9 protein-coding genes and 2 pseudogenes are annotated in these 19,318 nt (G+C 66.3%); 5 read left to right on the top strand and 6 right to left on the bottom strand.

The features are described from left to right. Window positions 1–24 precede the first annotated feature (24 nt). The 5 genes from metH to E5CHR_RS31600 all read left to right on the top strand — a co-directional run bounded on the left by metH (window position 25) and on the right by E5CHR_RS31600 (window position 6,702). Window positions 25–2,739 carry a methionine synthase gene (metH, locus tag E5CHR_RS01385; protein ID WP_443083109.1) on the top strand — a complete coding sequence of 905 codons (2,715 nt, stop codon included), beginning with the start codon at window positions 25–27 and terminating at the stop codon, window positions 2,737–2,739. After that, a complete protein-coding gene (locus tag E5CHR_RS01390; RefSeq protein WP_232061916.1) occupies window positions 2,739–4,526 on the top strand; it encodes an ArnT family glycosyltransferase in 1,788 nt (595 codons plus the stop codon). The genes metH and E5CHR_RS01390 overlap by 1 nt, the downstream gene beginning before the upstream one ends. Continuing rightward, a complete protein-coding gene (locus E5CHR_RS01395; protein ID WP_162578037.1) occupies window positions 4,523–5,506 on the top strand; it encodes a glycosyltransferase family 2 protein in 984 nt (327 codons plus the stop codon). The genes E5CHR_RS01390 and E5CHR_RS01395 overlap by 4 nt, the downstream gene beginning before the upstream one ends. 2 nt (window positions 5,507–5,508) lie before the next feature. Then, window positions 5,509–5,907, top strand: a complete 399-nt coding sequence (locus E5CHR_RS01400) for a GtrA family protein (protein ID WP_162578038.1) — start codon at window positions 5,509–5,511, stop codon at window positions 5,905–5,907. A gap of 144 nt (window positions 5,908–6,051) precedes the next feature. After that, on the top strand, window positions 6,052–6,702 hold the full coding sequence (locus tag E5CHR_RS31600) for an FHA domain-containing protein (protein ID WP_269474075.1): 651 nt from the start codon (window positions 6,052–6,054) through the stop codon (window positions 6,700–6,702). Between the two features lie 106 nt (window positions 6,703–6,808). Here the strand turns inward: E5CHR_RS31600 and E5CHR_RS31605 are convergent. The 6 genes and pseudogenes from E5CHR_RS31605 to E5CHR_RS01425 all read right to left on the bottom strand — a co-directional run. Next, window positions 6,809–7,306, bottom strand: a pseudogene (locus E5CHR_RS31605) (PoNe immunity protein domain-containing protein); the annotation flags it as partial. 203 nt (window positions 7,307–7,509) lie between these two features. Beyond that, window positions 7,510–7,911, bottom strand: a complete 402-nt coding sequence (locus E5CHR_RS01410; RefSeq protein ID WP_162578040.1) for a hypothetical protein — start codon at window positions 7,909–7,911, stop codon at window positions 7,510–7,512. Window positions 7,912–7,919: 8 nt separating this feature from the next. After that, the gene (locus E5CHR_RS01415; protein ID WP_232061917.1) at window positions 7,920–9,119 is read right to left on the bottom strand and encodes a DNA/RNA non-specific endonuclease; all 1,200 of its coding nucleotides are present in this window, start codon (window positions 9,117–9,119) and stop codon (window positions 7,920–7,922) included. Window positions 9,120–9,170: 51 nt separating this feature from the next. Beyond that, a pseudogene (locus tag E5CHR_RS32100) lies at window positions 9,171–9,344 on the bottom strand (DUF637 domain-containing protein); the annotation flags it as partial. Window positions 9,345–9,411: 67 nt separating this feature from the next. Beyond that, the gene (locus E5CHR_RS01420; RefSeq protein ID WP_162578042.1) at window positions 9,412–9,906 is read right to left on the bottom strand and encodes a contact-dependent growth inhibition system immunity protein; all 495 of its coding nucleotides are present in this window, start codon (window positions 9,904–9,906) and stop codon (window positions 9,412–9,414) included. A gap of 13 nt (window positions 9,907–9,919) precedes the next feature. Further along, window positions 9,920–19,192, bottom strand: a complete 9,273-nt coding sequence (locus tag E5CHR_RS01425; protein ID WP_162578043.1) for a two-partner secretion domain-containing protein — start codon at window positions 19,190–19,192, stop codon at window positions 9,920–9,922. Window positions 19,193–19,318 lie beyond the last annotated feature (126 nt).

The following is a 19,318-nucleotide window of genomic DNA, read 5'->3' on the forward strand; positions in this document are numbered from 1 at the left end:
TCTTCTCCCGCCCAAGTCCCCCCGATGAAGCTGTCCGGCCTGGAGCCGGTGCAGATCGGCGCGGGCACGCTGTTCGTCAACATCGGCGAGCGCACCAACGTCACCGGTTCCAAGGCCTTCGCCCGCATGATCCTCAACGGCCAGTTCGAGGAAGCGCTGGCGGTGGCGCGCCAGCAGGTCGAGAACGGCGCGCAGGTGATCGACATCAACATGGACGAGGCCATGCTCGACAGCAAGGCGGCGATGGTGCGTTTCCTGAACCTGATCGCCAGCGAGCCCGACATCGCGCGCGTGCCGATCATGGTCGACAGCTCCAAGTGGGAGGTGATCGAGGCGGGCCTGCGCTGCATCCAGGGCAAGGGCATCGTCAACTCGATCAGCATGAAAGAAGGCGTCGAGGCCTTCATGCACCAGGCGACGCTGCTGCGCCGCTACGGCGCGGCGGCGGTGGTGATGGCCTTCGACGAGAAGGGCCAGGCCGACACTTACCAGCGCAAGATCGAGATCTGCGAGCGGGCCTACCGCATCCTGGTCGACGAAGTGGGCTTCCCGCCCGAGGACATCATCTTCGACCCCAACATCTTCGCGATCGCCACCGGCATCGAGGAGCACAACAACTACGCGGTCGACTTCATCGAGGCAACGCGCTGGATCAAGAAGAACCTGCCGGGCGCCAAGGTCTCGGGCGGCGTGTCGAACGTGAGCTTCAGCTTCCGCGGCAACGATCCGGTGCGCGAGGCGATCCACACGGTGTTCCTCTACCACGCGATCCAGGCGGGCATGGACATGGGCATCGTCAACGCCGGCATGGTGGGCGTCTACGACGACCTCGAGCCGTCCTTGCGCGAGCGCGTCGAGGACGTGGTGCTCAATCGCCGGCCCGACGCGGGGGAGCGTCTGGTCGAAGTGGCCGAAAGCGCCAAGAGCGGCGCCAAGGACGACAGCAAGAAGCTCGAATGGCGCGGCACGCCGGAGCAGCCCGTCGTGGTGGGGCAGCGCCTGTCGCATGCGCTGGTGCACGGCATCACCGACTTCATCGTCGAGGACACCGAGGAGGCCTACCGTGCCATCCTCGCCAAGGGCGGCCGTCCGCTGCACGTGATCGAGGGCCCGCTGATGGACGGCATGAACGTCGTCGGCGACCTGTTCGGCGCCGGCAAGATGTTCCTGCCGCAAGTGGTGAAGTCGGCCCGCGTGATGAAGCAGGCCGTGGCCCACCTCATTCCCTACATTGAAGAGGAGAAGCGCCAGGACGAAGCCGCCGGCCGCGACGTGCGCAGCAAGGGCAAGATCGTCATCGCCACCGTCAAGGGCGACGTGCACGACATCGGCAAGAACATAGTCACCGTCGTGCTCCAGTGCAACAACTTCGAGGTGGTGAACATGGGCGTGATGGTCCCCTGCCACGAGATCCTGGCGCGTGCCAAGGTCGAGGGCGCTGACATCGTGGGCCTGTCGGGCCTGATCACGCCGAGCCTGGAAGAGATGCAGTACGTCGCCGGCGAGATGCAGAAGGACGAGCATTTCCGCATCCGCAAGATCCCATTGCTCATCGGCGGCGCCACCACCAGCCGCGTGCACACGGCGGTGAAGATCGCACCGCACTACGAGGGGCCGGTGGTCTACGTGCCCGACGCCTCGCGCAGCGTGAGCGTGGCGCAGTCGCTGCTGTCGGAGCAGGCCACCGCGTACATCGACGAGCTCAACGCCGATTACGACAAGGTGCGGCACCTGCATGCCAACAAGAAACAGGTCCCGCTGTGGCCGCTCGCGAAGGCGCGCGCGAACAAGACACCGATCGACTGGACCGGCTACGTCCCGCCCGTGCCCAAGTTCACCGGGCGGCGCATCTTCCGCAACTTCGACCTCGGCGAACTCGCGAAGTACATCGACTGGGGCCCGTTCTTCCAGACCTGGGACCTGGCCGGGCCCTTTCCCGCGATCCTCAAGGACGAGGTGGTGGGCAGCGAGGCGGTACGCGTTTTCGGCGACGGCCAGCGCATGCTCAAGCGCCTGATCGAAGGCCGCTGGCTCACCGCCAATGGCGTGATCGGCTTCTGGCCCGCCAACACGGTGAACGACGACGACATCGCGCTCTACACCGACGAGACGCGCACGCAGCCCGCGCTCACCTGGTACGGCCTGCGCCAGCAGGCCGAAAAGCAGGCGATCGAAGGCGTGCTGCGGCCCAGCCGATGCCTGGCCGATTTCGTCGCGCCGCGCGACAGCGGCCTGGCCGACTACGTTGGCATGTTCGCCGTGACCGCCGGCATCGGCGTGGAGAAGAAGGAGAAGTTCTTCCTCGACGATCTCGACGACTACTCGGCCATCATGCTCAAGGCCCTGGCCGATCGGCTGGCCGAAGCCTTTGCCGAGGCGCTGCACCACCGCGTGCGCACCGACCTCTGGGGCTATGCGCCCGACGAGGCGCTGAGCAACGAGGCCATGATTGCCGAGAAGTACCGCGGCATCCGTCCGGCGCCCGGTTATCCGGCCTGCCCGGATCACAGCGTGAAGGGCCCGATGTTCGAGCTGCTGCAGTGCCAGGACATCGGCATGACGGTGACGGAAAGCCTGGCCATGATGCCCGCCGCCAGCGTCAGCGGCTTCTACCTGAGCCATCCGGAGGCGACCTACTTCAACGTCGGCAAGATCGGGCGTGACCAGTTGCAGGACCAGGCCGCGCGCCGCCGCGAGAGCGAAGCGGTGCTGGAGCGGCTGCTGGCACCCAATCTTTGATGCTGGTCGACAAGCTGATGTTCGCGGCCGCGCACTACGCGGCGCTGGCGATCTTCGTCGCGGCCTGCTGGGGTTTGGGACGGGCGGTGTTCGTGCGCCTGGGTGCGCCGCTGCACCGTGACTTCTGGCTCGAGATGGCCATGGCCACCGCGCTCGGGCTCGGGATCTTCGTGTGCGTGTTCCAGGCGCTGGGCATCGCAGGCTGGCTCCACGCCCCGGGCGTGCTGTTGCCGGTCGCGGTTGGCTTCGCCGCGGCCTGCGTGCAGTTCCCCGCATGGCTGCGGCAGGCGCGTGCGCGCGAACCTGGCCCGGCCCTGACCTGGATCGAGAAGGCGGCCCTGGCTGCGATGGCGCTGGTCGCACTGCCCACGCTCGTCGCGCCGCTTGCGCCGCCTGCGGCTTTCGACGAGCTGATGTACCACCTGCCCTACGCGCGCCAGGTGGCGCAGAGCGGCACGCTGGGCATCCACGAGTGGCTGCGCTACCCCTGGTTCCCGTACAACTACAACCTGCTCTATGCCGGCGCACTGATGGTCGGCGACGACGCGCTGCCGCACTTCATGAACGGGCTGGCGGGCTGGCTGTCGGTGTGGATGGTCTACCGCCTCGGCGTGCAGCACCTCAACCGGGTGCTCGCCTGCGCCGCTGCGGGCATCTGGCTCGGCATCGGCGACTACTCGAACGCGCTGATCGACATGGGCGTCGCGCTGTTCGTGCTGTCCGCCTGGATCGCGCTCTGGTGGTGGAACGAATCCCACGCGGCGCAGCCGGCGCTGGGCGCGCGCTGGCTGGCCGTGGCGGCCTTCTTCCTGGGCCTCGCGGCCGGGTCCAAGTACCAGGCGCTGACCTTCCTGCCGCTCGCCGCGTGGTTCGTGGTGCGGCGCGAACGGCGGCCGGCCGTATGGGCGGTCGGCCTCGTGTGCTTCCTGCTGCCCTGCGTCTACTGGTACGCCCGCAACGCGGTGATGACCGGCGATCCGTTCAACCCGATCGGCGCCAAGCTGTTCGGCTTCAGCAACTGGAACCTGGCCGACTACAAGAACCAGGTCGACGACGTGCGTGCCCACGCGGCGCTGCCGAACTTCCTGATCTGGCCGGTGGTGCTCGCGCCCTTCAGCCTGGCCTGGCGGCGCTCGCCCGCGGTGCACGCGGCGATCGTGTTCTGCGCCTACTCGCTGCTCGTGTGGGCGCTTACCTCGCGCTATCCGCGCTACATGACGGCCTCCTTCCCGCTGCTCGCATTGGTCGCGGTGCTGGGGTGGCAGGTGATGCTGGGATGGGTCGCCGAGGGGCTGCGCCGGCTGGTGCCCGTGACCGGCGGTGCCGGCTGGAAGACGCGTGCGGGTGGCCTCGCGGCCGGCCTGTTTGTCGCGGTGCTGGCGGTCGTGTCGTTCCGGCACACCGCGCGCGAGCTGGACAAGGTGTCACCGACGCCCGCGGCCCGGGAAGCCTTCCTGCGTGCCAACGTGCCCGGCTATGCCGTGATGAACCACGTGCGCGAGCAGGTCTCCGGCCGCGTCTACCAGATCGCGCTGAGCGAAGCCATCTACTATGGGCCCAACCCCATCTGGGGCGACACGCTCGGCCCCTGGCGCTATGCGGACTTCCCGCTGCTGCCGGCGGCCGAGGCCGCGCGCAGGTTCGCCGGGCTGGGCTTCGAAGCCATCGTGATGCCCGATGCGGTGGCACGCACCTTGACCGCCCATGAAGATTTCAATCGCCACTTCACCCTGATGTACGAGCAGGACGGCGCCAGGGCGTACCGTATCCTGCCCCCTGCACCATGACCGAAGCACCTGCCTACGACACTGCCTGGCCTGCGCTGCGCATCGCCGCGGTGATCCCTTGCTACAACGAGGCGCTCGCCATTGCGCAGGTGGTGGACGAGTTCCGCGCCGTGCTGCCTCACATCGAGATCCACGTGTTCGACAACGCTTCCACCGACGGCACCGCGGACGCGGCGCGGGCCGCCGGCGCCCAGGTCACGCATGTGGCCCTGCGCGGCAAGGGCAATGTTGCCCGGCGCATGTTCGCGGACGTGGAAGCCGACATCTATGTCATGGCCGACGGCGACGCCACCTATGACCTGGGCGAGCTGCGCCGCCTGGTCGACACGCTGGTGCAAGGCAACCTCGACATGGTGGTCGGCTCGCGCGTCGATGACGGCGAGGACGCCCAGATCTACCGCACCGGCCATCGTTTCGGCAACCGGCTGCTCACCGGCGCGGTGGCGGCGCTTTTCGGCGGCCGGCTGACCGACATGCTCTCCGGCCTTCGCGTGTTCTCGCGGCGCTATGCCAAGTCCTTTCCCGCGGTCTCCGAAGGCTTCGAGATCGAGACCGAGCTCACGGTGCACGCGCTGGAGCTGCGCATGCCCTTCGCCGAGCTGCCCGTGCGCTACCGCTCGCGGCTCGAGGGCTCGCACAGCAAGCTGTCCACCTACCGGGACGGCTGGCGCATCCTCAAGACCATCTGCAAGCTGTTCGTGAGCGAAAGGCCGCTGCTGTTCTTCTCGAGCATCGCGACCGTGCTTGCGCTGGGCTCGATCGTGGCGGCCGTGCCGCTGGCACTGACCTACCTCGCAACCGGCCTGGTGCCGCGCCTGCCCACTGCGGTGCTGCTGACCGGCACCATGCTGACTGCCATGCTGGCCTTCGTCTGCGGCATCGTGCTGCATGCCGTGACCATGGGTCGCCAGGAGGCCAAGCGCCTGCGCTACCTCGCCATTCCGGGCGTGCGGCATCGCGGGTCCATGGAGCGTTCCTGACGATGAAGGCGGGCCGCGAGTTCCTGCTGTTCGCGGTCGCCGGCGCGATTGGTTTCGGCGTCGACGTTTGTGTGCTCTACCTTGCGGCACCACTGCTGGGCTGGTACATGGCGCGGGTGCTGTCCTTCGTCGCGGCAGCGACCGCCACCTGGGCCCTCAACCGGCGCTACGCCTTCGGCGCGCGCCCCTCGGAAGCTTCGCTGGCGCGCGAGTACCTTGGCTACCTGCTGACCATGGTCGGCGGCGCAGTGCTGAACTACAGCGTCTACGTACTCGTGCTGCATGCCTTCAGCGGGGTGTGGGTGCCGGCGCTCGGCGTGGCGCTGGGCAGCTGCGCGGGCTTGGCGCTCAACTTCCTAGGCGCACGGCAGCTGGTCTTCAAATCGCGGCGGGGGCACTGAAGGCGGACACCGCGATTCGCAGCGGCATGTAACAGCCGTTGCTACTGAATTCAGAGAAAAGTACTATTTCTCTTCGACCGATCGGAGAGCGAAAGCTCGATCTGCCGATAGTTCACGGGAGAGAAGTTGCCGACTCTGCTTGTCATGCAAGGTGCTCGCTTCATCCGAAGCATCCGGATGCCCGAAGGGGAGGTCCGGATCGGGCGGTGGAGCGGCAACGAAGTCGTTCTTTCCAGTCCAAAGGTCAGCCGGATCCACGCGCTCCTGAGCTGTCGCAGCGGGTCTGCGGCGATCAAGGATGCGCGCAGCACCAACGGAACCTTCGTCAACGGGGAGCGCATTGATTCCATTTCCGTGATCGACGGCGACCGGTTGCAGCTCGCCGACGTCGAGCTCCTGTTCTGCCGCATGGACGATCCGGCCGCGGAGCTCGCGCAAGCTCGTCCGGCCCCGGGTCCCGATGCGCGCGCCACGGTCGCCGGGGCATTGGTCGCCGCCGCATCGCCGACAGCGAATGAGCCCGCGCCGTTCCCGCCGTCGCCTCGGGCCCGGCGCGCCGAGTCGGTCGGAGAGGGCGTCGCGTTCTCTCTCCCGATGCGAGGGCGCGACGTGTCGGCACTGATCACCTACGACGCCTTGGCCTCCCACTTCGGCGCTTACGCCTTCGGCGAGGACGGCGCCAGTCGCGCGCTCGACGCCTACGAGGCCAATCATCTCGCCATCCATGTGGCAGCGACCTACCGATACCAGCAACTTCCGCTGGAGCCGGTCGTGCTGCGGGCGCGGGATTTTTAATGCCGGGGATTGAGAAGGCGGGCGCGCCGATCGTTGCCGCGAGCTCGGGCAGCAGGCGCGACATGTCGGGGGCAGTGACCTGCTCGGGACGAAGAAGATCGCCCGGGTAGTGGGGGTGACCCACGCACAGACTGTCGTCCAGACTGAACGCCCTGACGGCGGCTACGGCCTCCAGACACCAGTAGCCGAAATAGCCCCCTTCAAGGCGGTGGTAGTGGTGCCAGTATGGGGTCCTGCAGGGAATCGCTTGGCCTTGTCGACCGGACTTTGCTGCATTGCCGATTTCCTTGTACCAATGCTCGATGAACCGATTCAAAAAGCCGGCCTGTTTGGCTTGGGGCGCGTCGATCGCCTTTAACAGGCGCGCGTAGGGCTTTGGATCACATAGCGATGCGCCGATCTTGCGAGTTGGCGTGCGGGTGGCAATGATGCGATCCAGTAGCAAGTCTTCGCCCTCGTTGTCTACGAGGATGAGTAGGCGTTGCCATTCCTCCTCGGGGATGTTCAACGAAAGCGCAATTCCGATCAGCCAGAAGCAGTCGACGTAGTGATCGAGATTTACCGCCCATGTGTTACGGGGAGTCCGCCTGCGTGCAGTCGGCACCGCACTGCGCAGTCAGACAGGCGTTTCCCTTGCGACGATGCCGCGCACATTCGCGAAGGGCGAGTGACTGATGTAGTTGTTCGCCGCCGCATTGCTCCCGCCTGCCTGGCGAGGTTGATCTGGCTGGCATCCCCGCCGGTGATGCCCAGCTCTCGAGATCCCCGCAGCTTAGGCTTTGACCCAGTTGAACCGTTGCGTATGGCTTACTTCTTTGAAACGCGCACACCTTGATTCTGCAAATCCTCCAGTGCATGAGAGAGATCTACAGTCTCGTCCGTTTCCTCGTACTCCAAGGGCTTGTTGTAGTCGTACTCGATGTTGAACTTGCTGTCGGGATACAGCGTAAACGTCAAGCCCCAAATGCGCTGGCCCGTGGACTTAAGAAGATCCTCGCGGAGAAAAATACAGGCATCCTGCAACACAAAAATCTCGCTCCCGATCGGAATGTCAACTTTGCCGCTAATGCCTGCTTGAATCGTTTCAACGCCACCACACCCTTTGCTAAGAATAGGACAAACAGCACGTAGAAATGACCAACCGGGAGAAGCCTTGTTGACAAGGACTCGCGCGATCGTTTTGTATGCATCTTCGACTGATTCAATCATGGTGGTCTCTACTGCGTGAAAGGAAAACGTTTAACGATGCCATCAATGTGGGCCGTCACAAAAAACGAGCTCGGTCTGACCCCGCTTGTCGGATACCCCACCTCAATCTTCACCGTCACAGTCTTCCCTTCCTTGAGTGCGTTCCTGAACTCGTTCTCCATCGCTCGCCAGTCGCCTCTATTGAGCGTGGAAGCCTGCGGCACGATGTTGATTTTGTCACCCGCGCCTCCCAAACTGGCGGCAATCAGGTGCCCACCTTCATCCTTGGCCGCACCGCATTTCCCCGTCGCGCACTGCTGGTAGCCATTGCGATCCATCGCGTTCAACGACAACGTGCCCTCGACCTTCTCCACCCGGCCGGACGCGTCCGTGATGTACTTGTGGCCATTGCTCAGTTCGTAGACGGCGCTGGGCTTGAGCTGACCGTTCAAGGCCGTGTCCCACGCGCCCTTGGTGCCGACACTGGCCCGGATGGAGCCTTGCGCTTGCGTCAGCTTGGATGCTGCCCCTGCGGCATCGCCCACGTCCAGCAGCGCCTTGGCCTCCTTGATCAGCGCCTTGGCCGCATCGCCGGCGGGCCCCAGCGCCCCGACCAAGGCCAAGGTGTAGTCGAAGGGCGTTTCAGCCTCGACAAAGCCCTTGATGTCGCCAACGACCGGCGTGAGATCCAGGGCGAGGCTGGCCAGCGATCTGAAGACCGCTTCGCCCGCAGGGCCCATCGGTGAGGCGTGAGGCGTGCTGTTGATCAGGCGCTGGATCTCGGTGCGCTCGGCCGCGTCCGAGTACAGGCCGAAGCGAATCTCGTCGCGCAGCGCAGCGTTGTCGGGGGTGCTTCGGTACGTGGCCTCTGCGGCCTTCGCAAAGCCGATCCAGTCGCTGCAGAGCTTGCTCGCACCATCGGCGTAGCACGCCGCACGCAGCTTCTCGTCGCGCGCCTTGTCCTTGGCATTCCACGCATCGCGCTCTGCACAGGCGAGCTGATCTCCGCGATCGCAAGCAACGATGGCCTTCTTTCTGGCTTGGTTTTCCTCGTGAGCCAAAAAATTGTTCGCCGCCGCATTGCTCCCCGCCTGGCTGGCGAGATTGATCTGGCTGGCATCCCCGCCGGTGATGGCCACAGCCAGCCCGCTCATGAGGGCAGCGAACTGCACCGTGTCGTCTCTTCGGCCGTAGCCTTCAGCCGCCAGTTCGCCGATGGCAGCACCCAACGCGCCTGCCCCGCAGCCACTCGCGCTGTCGGCTCTGGCCGCACCCACCATGCACCCCGCGATCGCATGCGCGGCCTTGTTGGTGAAGTCATCCAAAGCGCCAGCGAGCGTGAGGTCGCCGATCGCGTGGGCGCCTTGTGCCGCCACCGTGTCCAGCAGCGCTGACTTGATGCCTTCTCGCAGGTTGTCCTCGATGCTGCCGCCGTTGATGGCCGCACCGATCACGGCTCTGGCGGCGCCGGCGGTGAGGTTTTGCCCTCAGCTCAGCCTGCGCTCACATCGCACGTGATGGCTACTCACATCGGTCGAAGGCTGTTCGCAAAGCTTTTCCTATTTCCTGGGCAGAACTGTCGGCCGAGAGAAGAACTTGCTCAATCTCATCATCTCTCTCCTGTCCCCACGCCTCCAATTTTTCGTGCCGCGTAGGCCCAATCTCCATAGTCTCAGCTACCACAGTAATATTGCAAAGCATCATGTTTTTGAATAATGCTCGCCTTGTCTTGTATTTATATCGCTTCAAGAGCGATGCCACCCAATTCTCATAATTTGACATGATTTCTTTTAAGCTGAAGAACTCATCGATTTCTTCCATTTTGAGAAAACGACTCCCAGAGAGGGCTTTGAGTACGCCTTCACCAAGCTGTTCATCCGTAGCACTGCCTACCAAATGAACTTCGTGTCCACTTGGATCGCGAGCACAACCTCTGTACCCCGAGTTAGTCACGACGAAGTAATAATCCCCATTGAAATAGGCAGAAGCCCATTTTTGATGTATTGGTTCAGTCATTTTAATTCATTCGTTAACGCACCGCTGTAACGGTCACTTTCACGCCAATAGATGCCCCATAGAGCACCGCGCTGTGGATCTGCTCCCACTGAGCCGAGGTTGTGCCAGCTGGAACCGCGATTCTTAGTTCCCGCACACTTATGTCTCTTGAATTGACAACGGCACCACTCAAAGATCCTTCGATAAAATTTGCAGCCGCATCAACATTTTCTTTGATCGAGTAGTAGACACTGGATGGGTTGTTAATCTTCGCCGCTGTGAGCGTATCCAGGGTTTTCGCACTTGTCGCGATGCCCGTCGTACGATCGAAAAAATCAAACGCCTTGAAGTTCGGCGGAAGTCTGGAGCTGCTGGGCATCGAGGTAGCCAAGTAATCTTCCCAAGGCATACCCTGAGCCTCAATGCCTTTCCCCCAGACGATCTTGATGGTTCCATTGTCCGCCGCGCTTGTCCATGTGGGCGGTGAGCCGGAGGGGACGTCGACGATCTGTCCGGCGCCGTTCACGACTTTGATCTCACCCGTCGCGGTATCGACGATGCCGCGCGAACGGGGTGGCAGCCCGAACAAACTGAAGGGTTCGTAGCCCTCCGGCGCCTTCCAATTCTTTAAGTTGACACTCGAGCCACGCGGCATCCCATTGACGTATTCCAGGGAGCCCAGGAATACCGTTGCATCTCGGTAAACCGAGAAGGCCTGGGTGTTCTGCGACTGGATGAACTGGTAGCACCTCGTATCGCCGCTCGAACAGAGGTCCGCTGGGTTTGCTCCTAGCGCGCCAACGGCCCCCGCCAGAAACTCACCAAGGCTCTTGGCATCACCTGTAGCCGCCCATTCGGCCAGCGCGTTCTTGGCTACAGCCTGGCTGGATGCACTGACGTCGCTCCAGTGTTTGTAGACACCCTCAACGTCGCACCCGGGCGTCGCCTGGCAGCGGGCCAACTGCTCTGAAAAGGCACGCAGCTCGCTCTGGCGAGTGTTTGCAGGGTTGTGCGCGAGGTAATTGTTCGCCGCCGCATTGCTCCCCGCCTGGCTGGCGAGATTGATCTGGCTGGCATCCCCGCCGGTGACGGCCACGGCCAGCCCGCTCATGAGGGCAGCGAACTGCACCGTGTCGTCTCTTCGGCCGTAGCCTTCAGCCGCCAGTTCGCCGATCGCCGCACCCAGCGCACCTGCCGCGCAGCCACTCGCGCTGTCGGCTCTGGCCGCACCCACCATGCACCCCGCGATCGCATGCGCGGCCTTGTTGGTGAAGTCATCCAGCGCGCCGGCGAGCGTGAGGTCGCCGATCGCGTGGGCGCCTTGTGCCGCCACCGTGTCCAGCAGCGCTGACTTGATGCCTTCTCGCAGGTTGTCCTCGATGCTGCCGCCGTTGATGGCCGCACCGATCACGGCTCTGGCGGCGCCGGCGGTGAGGTTTTGCCGCAGCTGTGCGATGAAGGGCTGCGCACCACCTCCTGGTGTAGGCAAGCCCGTGGGATCGAGATCCAGCCCCGCCAGCACCCCGCCCGTGACGATCGCCGTCAGCAGGCTCTTGACGCTGGCACTCGACCCCAGGTCGTTCAGCGCTGCGCCAATGTCGCCCCGGTGGTTGATCAGCGCCACGCTCGCCTGGCTCGCCAGCGCTGTCACCCCGGCTGTGACCGCACCCCCGACGACCGTGCCGGCGGTCCCACCCACGGCTGCGCCAGCGCTGGCACCCAGCCCCGACGCCGTCCCGGCCGTGAAGTACGACACCACCAGCGTCACGATCGCCGCGCCCTCGGGCGTGAGGCCCTGCTGCTGATAGTCCCAGTGGCGGTGCGCTTCCTCGAGCCGCATCCAGTCGACCTTGCCGCTGAGCGCAGGATCGTTACCGAGCTGGCCGACCCAGCCCATGCCCGGCTGCCTGGCCAGCTGCTCGAGGCTGTCCCGCGCCCCCAGCCCGGCCTGCACCCGGTTGGCGTTGACCGCCAGGGTGCCTGCATTGAACCGGTTGTAGTGCGTGCTCTCATCGCTCGTGCCGCGCGATCGCTGCTGCTGCCACGAGAAGTCCTTGCGCTGGCTGCCGGTCTCCAGCGTGGCGACGGTGCTCTGGGTGTCCAGGGACAGCGTGCCGGCGTTCAGGCTCAGCGTGCCGGGGGTGTCGATGGTGGTGCCGGCGATGTGCAGGTCACCGCCTTTGCCATCGGGCCCCGTGGCGGTAAGGCTGACGTTGACGCCGCTGAGGGTCGTGCGCGCAAGGCGGGTGGTCTCTGCATCCAGGGTGTCGCCGCTCTTGGCGCCCAGGCCGTGGCCCAGGTCGTGCAGCCCCAGAGGGCCGAAGTCGCCGCCGCGCTGGCGCTGCTCGCCATGCACTTCGCTGCGCTCGATGGCCCCGGCGATGTTCACGCTGCCGCCTTCGATCGCGATATCCCTGGCAGCGGAGACTTGCACGCCCTGCAGGTTCACCGCCCCGCCGCGCAGCAGGACGCCGCCCTGGCTGCTGGTGATGGTGCTCGCAGCAGCGGTGTCGCTTCCGACGTCGATGCCGGTGCCCGAGGCCCTGTTCTGCATGAACACCGGGTCGTGGATCGGGCTGGAGCGCTTGCGGTCGAAGTCGACGCGGGCATTGCGGGTGTTGCGCCCTTCGACGATGTCGAGCATGCGCCCGGCATCGACCATCACGCCCTGCGTGCCGCTGAGCTGCGAGCCTTCGATGCCGATGTCGTTGCCCGCACCCAGGGCCACGAGCCCGCCCGAGAAGCGGCTGCCGACGCGGGTGCTGCTGTCGTGCTGGCCGCTCGCGGTGGTGGCCGTGCGGCTCACCAGGCCCTTGTCGCTCCATTGCATCGAGAAGCTGCCGGCGTCTTGCTGCTGGCCCGATTCGATGTGGATGTCGCGCCCCGCATTAACGCTGAGCAGGGCCGTGCCGGCCTCCACCGTGGCCTGGCGTGCGTTGATGTCGCGGCCGGCGGTGAGGAACGTGGCCCCATCGGTGGCGATGGTGGTCCCGAGCTCGCGCGAGGAGGACGCGACCATCGCGCTGTTGTTGCCGATGCCCCTGCCCACCAGGGTCGAAGCTTCGCGCACCGTTTGGAGGTGGATATCGTTCTTCGCATTGATCGAGGTGGTGCCACCTGGCCCTTGGTTGGAAACGATGGCCCCGACCAGGTTCACGTCACGCCCCGCACTGGCCACCAGCGTGCCGCCGGGGTTGGTCACATAAAGGCCCGCCACGCGGTCGATGCGGGTGGTGCTGTTGAGCCCGGCCTGGTTCGTCGTGGTCGTGGTGCGGATGTTGATGTCGCGCCCTGCCCGGATGGAGAGGCTGTCTCGCGCGTCGATGGTCCCGCCGATGTCGTTCAGATCCGCTCTGGCGTCCAAGGCAACACTGCCGCCGCTGATGCGCCCGCCCAGGTTGTCGAGGGTCTCGGCGTTGATGGCGACCAAGGTCCGCCCGGCGATGGTGCCGGTGTTCGTCACGTCGCCCGCGCTCTTGATCCTGAGGGCGTCCGCACTGAGCAAGGCCCCGGAGCCATCGATGTCCCCGGGCCGCACGCGCACGTACACCTGTGGCACCAGCACGCGCTGGGTGCTGCCGTCGGGCAGGGTGGCCGTCTGCTCCACCAGCCAGACGATGTCGCTGGTGAGCTGCGCCATCTGCGCGGGCGTGAGGGCGATGCCGGGGCGCAGGCCGTATTGCTGGGCAAACGTGGCGCCCGCGCTCATCAGTGCGGCATATTGTTCTTCGTCGCTGTCGAAGCCGTCCAGGTAGCGGGAGCCGGTGAGCTGGGCGATCTGCTCGCGGATCAGGCGCTGCTCGTAGAAGCCATCGCCCAGGCGCTTTTGCACGAGGTCGGGGTTCAGGCCCAGCCGGTCCAGCAGAGAGTCGCTGCCGAGCCAGCTGCGGTAATTGGCGAAGCGGGCATCGGTCTCCACCAGGTAGCGGTTGCCCGGGTCGGGGCGCGTATTGAAGAGGCTGGCGATGGGGACCGAAGCGTTGGGCGCGCTGGTGCGCACGACGACCGGCATGGTCGCTCCGGCTCCGGGGTTGCCCGGCCTTCCCGAGGCGATGGGATCGCTGCCCGTTGGGGTGGATGCCGTTGCGCCGGGACCGCTGCCCGAAGTCTTGACGACCGCGCCCACATTGGCCGATACCTCGACGATGGCGCCCGCACGCGCAGGGCCGCTCACCCCACCGGCAGCATCGGCAGGGGCATCGACATTGGCGCTGCTGCCCGTCAGCTCCGGCGCCTTGCGGCTGGTGGCATTGGTGTTGGCCTCGTAGCGCAAGGCTCCGATGTCGATAGTGCTGTTCGAGGTGACCGGCCCCAGCACATTGAAGTTGTTGGGCCCGGTGCCCGGCTTGTTGGCCATGTAGCCGGTGACCAGCGTGGTGACGGTGGTGCTCTGGGTGCCGGTGGTCGCCTCGTTGTTCACGCCTGCAGCGCCGAGGGTGCCGCCGGCGAGCACGTGGCTGTCGCGGTTGTGCAGGAAGCCGTTCACTTCGAGGTTGCCGCCGGCCACCAGCCGCGCCGGGTCGGTGTGCGTGGCAAGGTCGCGGGTGGTGTCGATGCTCTCGTCCCAGATGCCCCAGCCCTGGCCGACGACGGCGACGGTGCCGTCGGGGTTGCGGTGGAACACGTAGCGGCTGGCGTCGTCGCCCCAGGTGTCGCCGCGGTCCCAGAACTTGCCGTCCATGGTGGCGAGGCGGGAGGTGGTCGCGTGGGTGGCCTGCTGGCCGATCTGGAGGTGGATGTCGTGGTTGTTGACCTGCGCCATCGAGAGGGCCATGTTGCCGAGGGATTCGATGTCGGCGCTGAGGTTGTCGAGCGTTGCACCCTGGCCCGTGGCGTAGCGGTTCATGTCCAGGGCGCCGCCGATGAACAGGTCACCGGCGCTGAAGATCAATGAGCGATCGCGGTTGTCGACGGTGCCCGCGCCGATGTCGAGCGCGCTGCGCGCGGCGATGCTGGCTGAGTGGTTGACGCCGTTGATGGTCTCGGCGTCGTTGATGAGCGTGCCCGCGCCGATGGAGATCGCATCGCCGTAGATGCGGCCGGTGCCGATGTTGTCGACGCTGCTGGCGCTGATTTGCGTCTTGCCCTGGCTGTCGATCAGGCCTCGGTTGGTGAGGGTTCCCGCAGCGCTGACGATGGTGTCGACGCCGGACATCTCGGCACCGGCGGTGTTATCGACGTTGTTGCCGGCAACGGTGAGGGTCTGGCCCGCCAGCAGCTTGCCGCGGTTGATGAAGTCGCCCGTGGTGGTGTAGCTGAGGTTGCCGTTCGCGGCGAGCTCAGCGCTGTTCACGATGTCCTGGGTGAGCGCAATGCCCAGGTCCTGGCCCGACGCCACCACGCCGTCGGCGCTGAAGGTGGCGGCGTCGATGCGCAGGTCCTTGTTGGCGACCAGCTTGCCGCGGGTGTTGACCAGGCCCAGGGTCTTGGCCGCGGGGTTGGCGGCGTTCGGATCCACGATGCGCAGGGTGTTGCCCGCGGAGACCAGTCCGGCAGTGTTGTCGATGCCGCCGCTGCTGGTGAGGGTGGCGTCGGCATCGGCGCGGATGGCACCTGTCTTGTTGATCAGCGCGCCGGTGGCGATGCTGACATTCCTGCCTTCGATGCCCTGGCCGGGGCCCAGGGTGGCGGCGTTGGTGACGCTGCCGGCGTTGAAGGTGATGGTGCCCTGCGAGCGGATCAGTGCGCCGGTGTTGTCGATGGCGCCGGCGTCGATGCGCAGGTCACCCGTTGCCTGAGTTTGGCCGCCGCGGTTGTCGTAGCCGGCGCCTTGGGTGTCGATGCTGACCTTGTCCTGGCCGAGGATGAGGCCGCCGGCCGCATTGATGACCGTGCCGGTCCTGGCGACCAGCGCGGCCTTGGCACCGATGAAGCCGGCCGTGTTGTCGAGGGTGCCGCTGTACAGCGTGAGTGTGCCGCCGCTGGCGATGCCGCCTTGGCCGTTGGCGTAGCCGGCAGCGTCGGTGTTGGTGAGCGCCTGGCCGTGCGTGTTGATGACCATCGCTGCGCCGGACTGGATCAGGCCGGCGTTGTTGTTCAAGGCGCCCGATTGAAGGTTGACAGTGGCGATGGCGGCGAGGGTGCCCTGCACGTTGCCGAGGGCCTGGCCGCCGGTGCCGATGCTCAAGCTGTCGCCGAAGACCTTGCCGCTGCTGTTGTCGAAGCCTGTGTTGCGCAGGGTGATGGCGCTGCCCGCTTGCAGGCGGCCACCGACGTTGGTGGTGAGGCCGGTGGTGGTCAGTTCCAACGCGCCGTTGACGGCAGCGACCGTGCCGCCGTTGTTGTTCAGGCTGGCGGCATTCACGGTGGTGTTGCCGTTGGCCGCGAGGGTGCCCGAATGGTTGCTGGCGGCGCCCGTCACCACGACGCCGAGGTCGCCCACGGCGGTGATGTAACCCGCGTCATTGTTCAAGCTGCCGGCACTCACCGAGGCGGTGCCGCCAGCGCCGATCTCGCCCTGGTGGCTGTTGTCCAGCGTGCCGGCGATGGCGAGGCCGAGGCGGGACGTCTCGGCCGCGCGGATCGCGCCGCCCTGGTTCGACAAGCTACTTGCGGCAATGGCGGTGTGGCCGTTGCCGGCGATGACGCCTACGTTGTTGTTCAAGGCGCCCACCACCGTGAGGCGCATGTCCGCCGAGCCGCCCTGCACGAGCTTGCCGCCCTCGTTGTTCAGCGTGCCGGCATCGATGCTGATCTGTCGGGCGGACGTGCTGCCGCCGTCCTGGCTGAAGTGGCCCGCGACGTTCACGGCCAATGCACCGTTGCTGACGATCTCGCCATTGGCGCCGCTGTAGCTGTTGCCGGCGATGGTGAGCGTTCCGCTGCCCGCATGCTCGATCGTGCCGCCGGTGTTGGTGATGCCGGCGGTGGCGTCGAGCATCAGGTCCTGACCATTGGTGGCAATGCGGCTGTTGGTGTTGTCGAGGGCGCCCGAGGTGGCGATGGTCGTTGCGCCCTTGCCGGTCTGCACGATCTCGCCGCCTCGGGTGTTGGCGAGGTTCGAGACGCTCAGGGTCAGCTGGCCTGCATTGAGCTTGCCGCCTTGATTGGTGAGCGTCTGGCTGGCTTGGTTGTGGGCCGTGACGTTCAGCGTTCCCGGCGTGGTGATCGCCGCGCCGCTGCTGATGACGTTGCCGTGCGCGGCGATGAGCGCAACGTTGGCCGCGCTGGTGGTGCTGGAGGACAGGTCGATGCTCGCGCCCTGCAGAACGGCATCGCCAGCAGCGAGGTTCGTGCCGTTGGCACCCAGCGCGCCGGTGGTGCTCACGCGCAGGTCGCCCGCCGTGCCCCGCTTGCCGTCGGCCTGGATGCCGGCGCCCAGCACGCTCGTGCTGCCGCCTTGCAGGCTGCCAGCCGTGATGGTGATGCGGCGAGCGGCGGTGATGCTGCCGTCGTTGGCCAGCGCAGCGCTGACATTGAGCGTCGCATCGTTGCCGGCGCGCACCACGCCGCTGTTGTTCAGACGCTCCGCCTGGATGGCGAGATCCTTGGCGGCGCCGATGGCGCCATCGGCATTGAGCAGTTGCCTTGCGACTGTGATGCGGCTGTCGGCGGTGGACGACTGGATGCTGCCGTGGTTGTTGTCGAGCGCCTGCGCGTCAACGGCCACGCCCTCGTTGCTCTGCAGCTGGCCGTCCCTGTTGACCAGGTCGCCCGTGCTCGCGATCTGCAGGCTGCCTGCGCGCACCGTGCCGCCGGTGTTGTCGAAGCGACCGACGCTGGCGCTGAAGTCGCCCGCAACGTCGAGCGTACCTCCGGCATTGCTGAAGCTCGGTCCCCTGGCGGCCAGGCTCGCCGTGGTGATCGCGCCGCCGTTGTTGTTGACTTGCGGCGTGTCGAGCCGGATGGCACCGCCTGCGTAGATGCGGCCACCGCCGTTGAGGACGTTGCCGACGGCGGTGAGGTGACCGGGCGCGGGCACAGAGCCTGGCGATGGCGTCGCGCTGCTGCTGCGGTCAGTGACCGTACCCGTGCCTGTGCCGGCACCGGTATCGCTTCCGGGACCAGCCCCGGTGCCACCGCTGCCCGTGCCAGCGCCCGGCGGCGCGGACACGTCGGGCACCGGCTCGGCCCCGATCACGCCCCCGCCGGTGTTGCTCAACACCGGCGCCTGGATCGCCAGGCCCACCCCGCTGGTCTGGCGCATCATGCCGCCACGGTTGTCGATGTCCCCACCGCTCGCAAGCTGCAGGCTCTGCGCCTCGATCGTGCCGCCCGCGTTGCCGAGCTTCCCCGCCGTCGCAATCCTGAGCTCCCCGCCGCTGGCGATGCGCCCGCTGTTGGCCAGGCTCTCCGCAGTGATGCCGGCGCGCCTCGCGGCCTGGATCGTCCCGATGTTCTCCAACCTCCCCGCCGCGGTGATGACGAACTCGCCCGGCCCCGAGAGCGGACCCGAGCCGTCCGCTGCCATGATCGTTCCCGCATTGCGCGCACCGACACCCGCCTCGGTGCCCATCAGAAAAATCTTGCCGGCGTACATGCCGCCGAGCTGCGCGACGTCCAGTGCGAAGGCGGGTGCCTTGCCCGCGCCGACGACCGGGCTCACCTGCCCCTGATCGGCCGAGACTTCATTGGCCCCGGCCACCACCTTCAGCTCGTTGGCCCAGAGCGCCGCATTGACCTGGATGGCGCGCGCCAGGACAGCCGCGTAGTCGGTGCTCCTCGCATCCCATCCAGCCCCGTCGATGCTGACGGTGCCGCCGCGCACGACGTAGCCGTCCAGGCCGCCGAGCGCATTGAGCTGCGGGGTGCCGGTGGTCAGGGTCGCTCGGCCGGCATTGATGAAGGTGCCGCCGTCCACGGCGATGCCCGCCGGGTTGGCCACGATGACCTCGGCGCGCTGGCCGGCCACCTCGAGGGCCCCGCGCAGCTGCGTGGGGTTGCCGCTGACGATCTCGTTGAGGATGATGCGCGCCGGTCCAGTGGCGAGGAAGGGGTTGCCCTGGACCCAGCCGCCGAGTTGGGTCTGCGCATCGGTGCGGCTGTTGTTGAGGATGACGCCGCGCGGCTGGACGTCGAAGCGGTTGTAAAGGTTGCGCGAGACGCCGGCAGCCGAGGGCGTCTGGATGTTGACCAGGGGCACGCCGTTGGGAGCGACCAGCACGGTGGGCCGCAGGCCCGGCGCCACGGTGGGTGCGCCGACGATCTGAGCCTGTGCCGCCGTGGCAACCAGCAGGCTTGCCAGCGCAGTACCGACTTGGGCGGGGGTGATGCCGTTGGCCTTGCCTGCGCTGCGCGCCGTTTCTTGCACCACCATGCGCGCGCGCCGCGCCGCGTTGAAGACAACGCGAAAGAGCTTCTTGTTCATGTTTTCCCTGGGACCGGAAGTGCCGGCGAATGCACCAGGGAAGCCGCGCGAAATGGTCGAGCAGGCGATGCGGCAGCCCCGAAGCCGCCGGATTCTGGTTGGATGTCACGCCGAAGAGGCTTTTGC

Source organism: Variovorax sp. PBS-H4 (assembly GCF_901827205.1).
Lineage (GTDB): Bacteria > Pseudomonadota > Gammaproteobacteria > Burkholderiales > Burkholderiaceae_C > Variovorax.

Bases quoted from the DNA above. Each gene is read 5' to 3' on its own strand.
- E5CHR_RS31600 (WP_269474075.1), top strand. From the start codon at position 6,052: ATGCAAGGTGCTCGCTTCATCCGAAGCATCCGGATGCCCGAAGGGGAG.
- E5CHR_RS01425 (WP_162578043.1), bottom strand. From the start codon at position 19,192: ATGAACAAGAAGCTCTTTCGCGTTGTCTTCAACGCGGCGCGGCGCGCG.
- E5CHR_RS01410 (WP_162578040.1), bottom strand. From the start codon at position 7,911: ATGATTGAATCAGTCGAAGATGCATACAAAACGATCGCGCGAGTCCTT.
- E5CHR_RS01400 (WP_162578038.1), top strand. From the start codon at position 5,509: ATGAAGGCGGGCCGCGAGTTCCTGCTGTTCGCGGTCGCCGGCGCGATT.
- E5CHR_RS01390 (WP_232061916.1), top strand. From the start codon at position 2,739: ATGCTGGTCGACAAGCTGATGTTCGCGGCCGCGCACTACGCGGCGCTG.
- metH (WP_443083109.1), top strand. From the start codon at position 25: ATGAAGCTGTCCGGCCTGGAGCCGGTGCAGATCGGCGCGGGCACGCTG.
- E5CHR_RS01420 (WP_162578042.1), bottom strand. From the start codon at position 9,906: ATGACTGAACCAATACATCAAAAATGGGCTTCTGCCTATTTCAATGGG.
- E5CHR_RS01395 (WP_162578037.1), top strand. From the start codon at position 4,523: ATGACCGAAGCACCTGCCTACGACACTGCCTGGCCTGCGCTGCGCATC.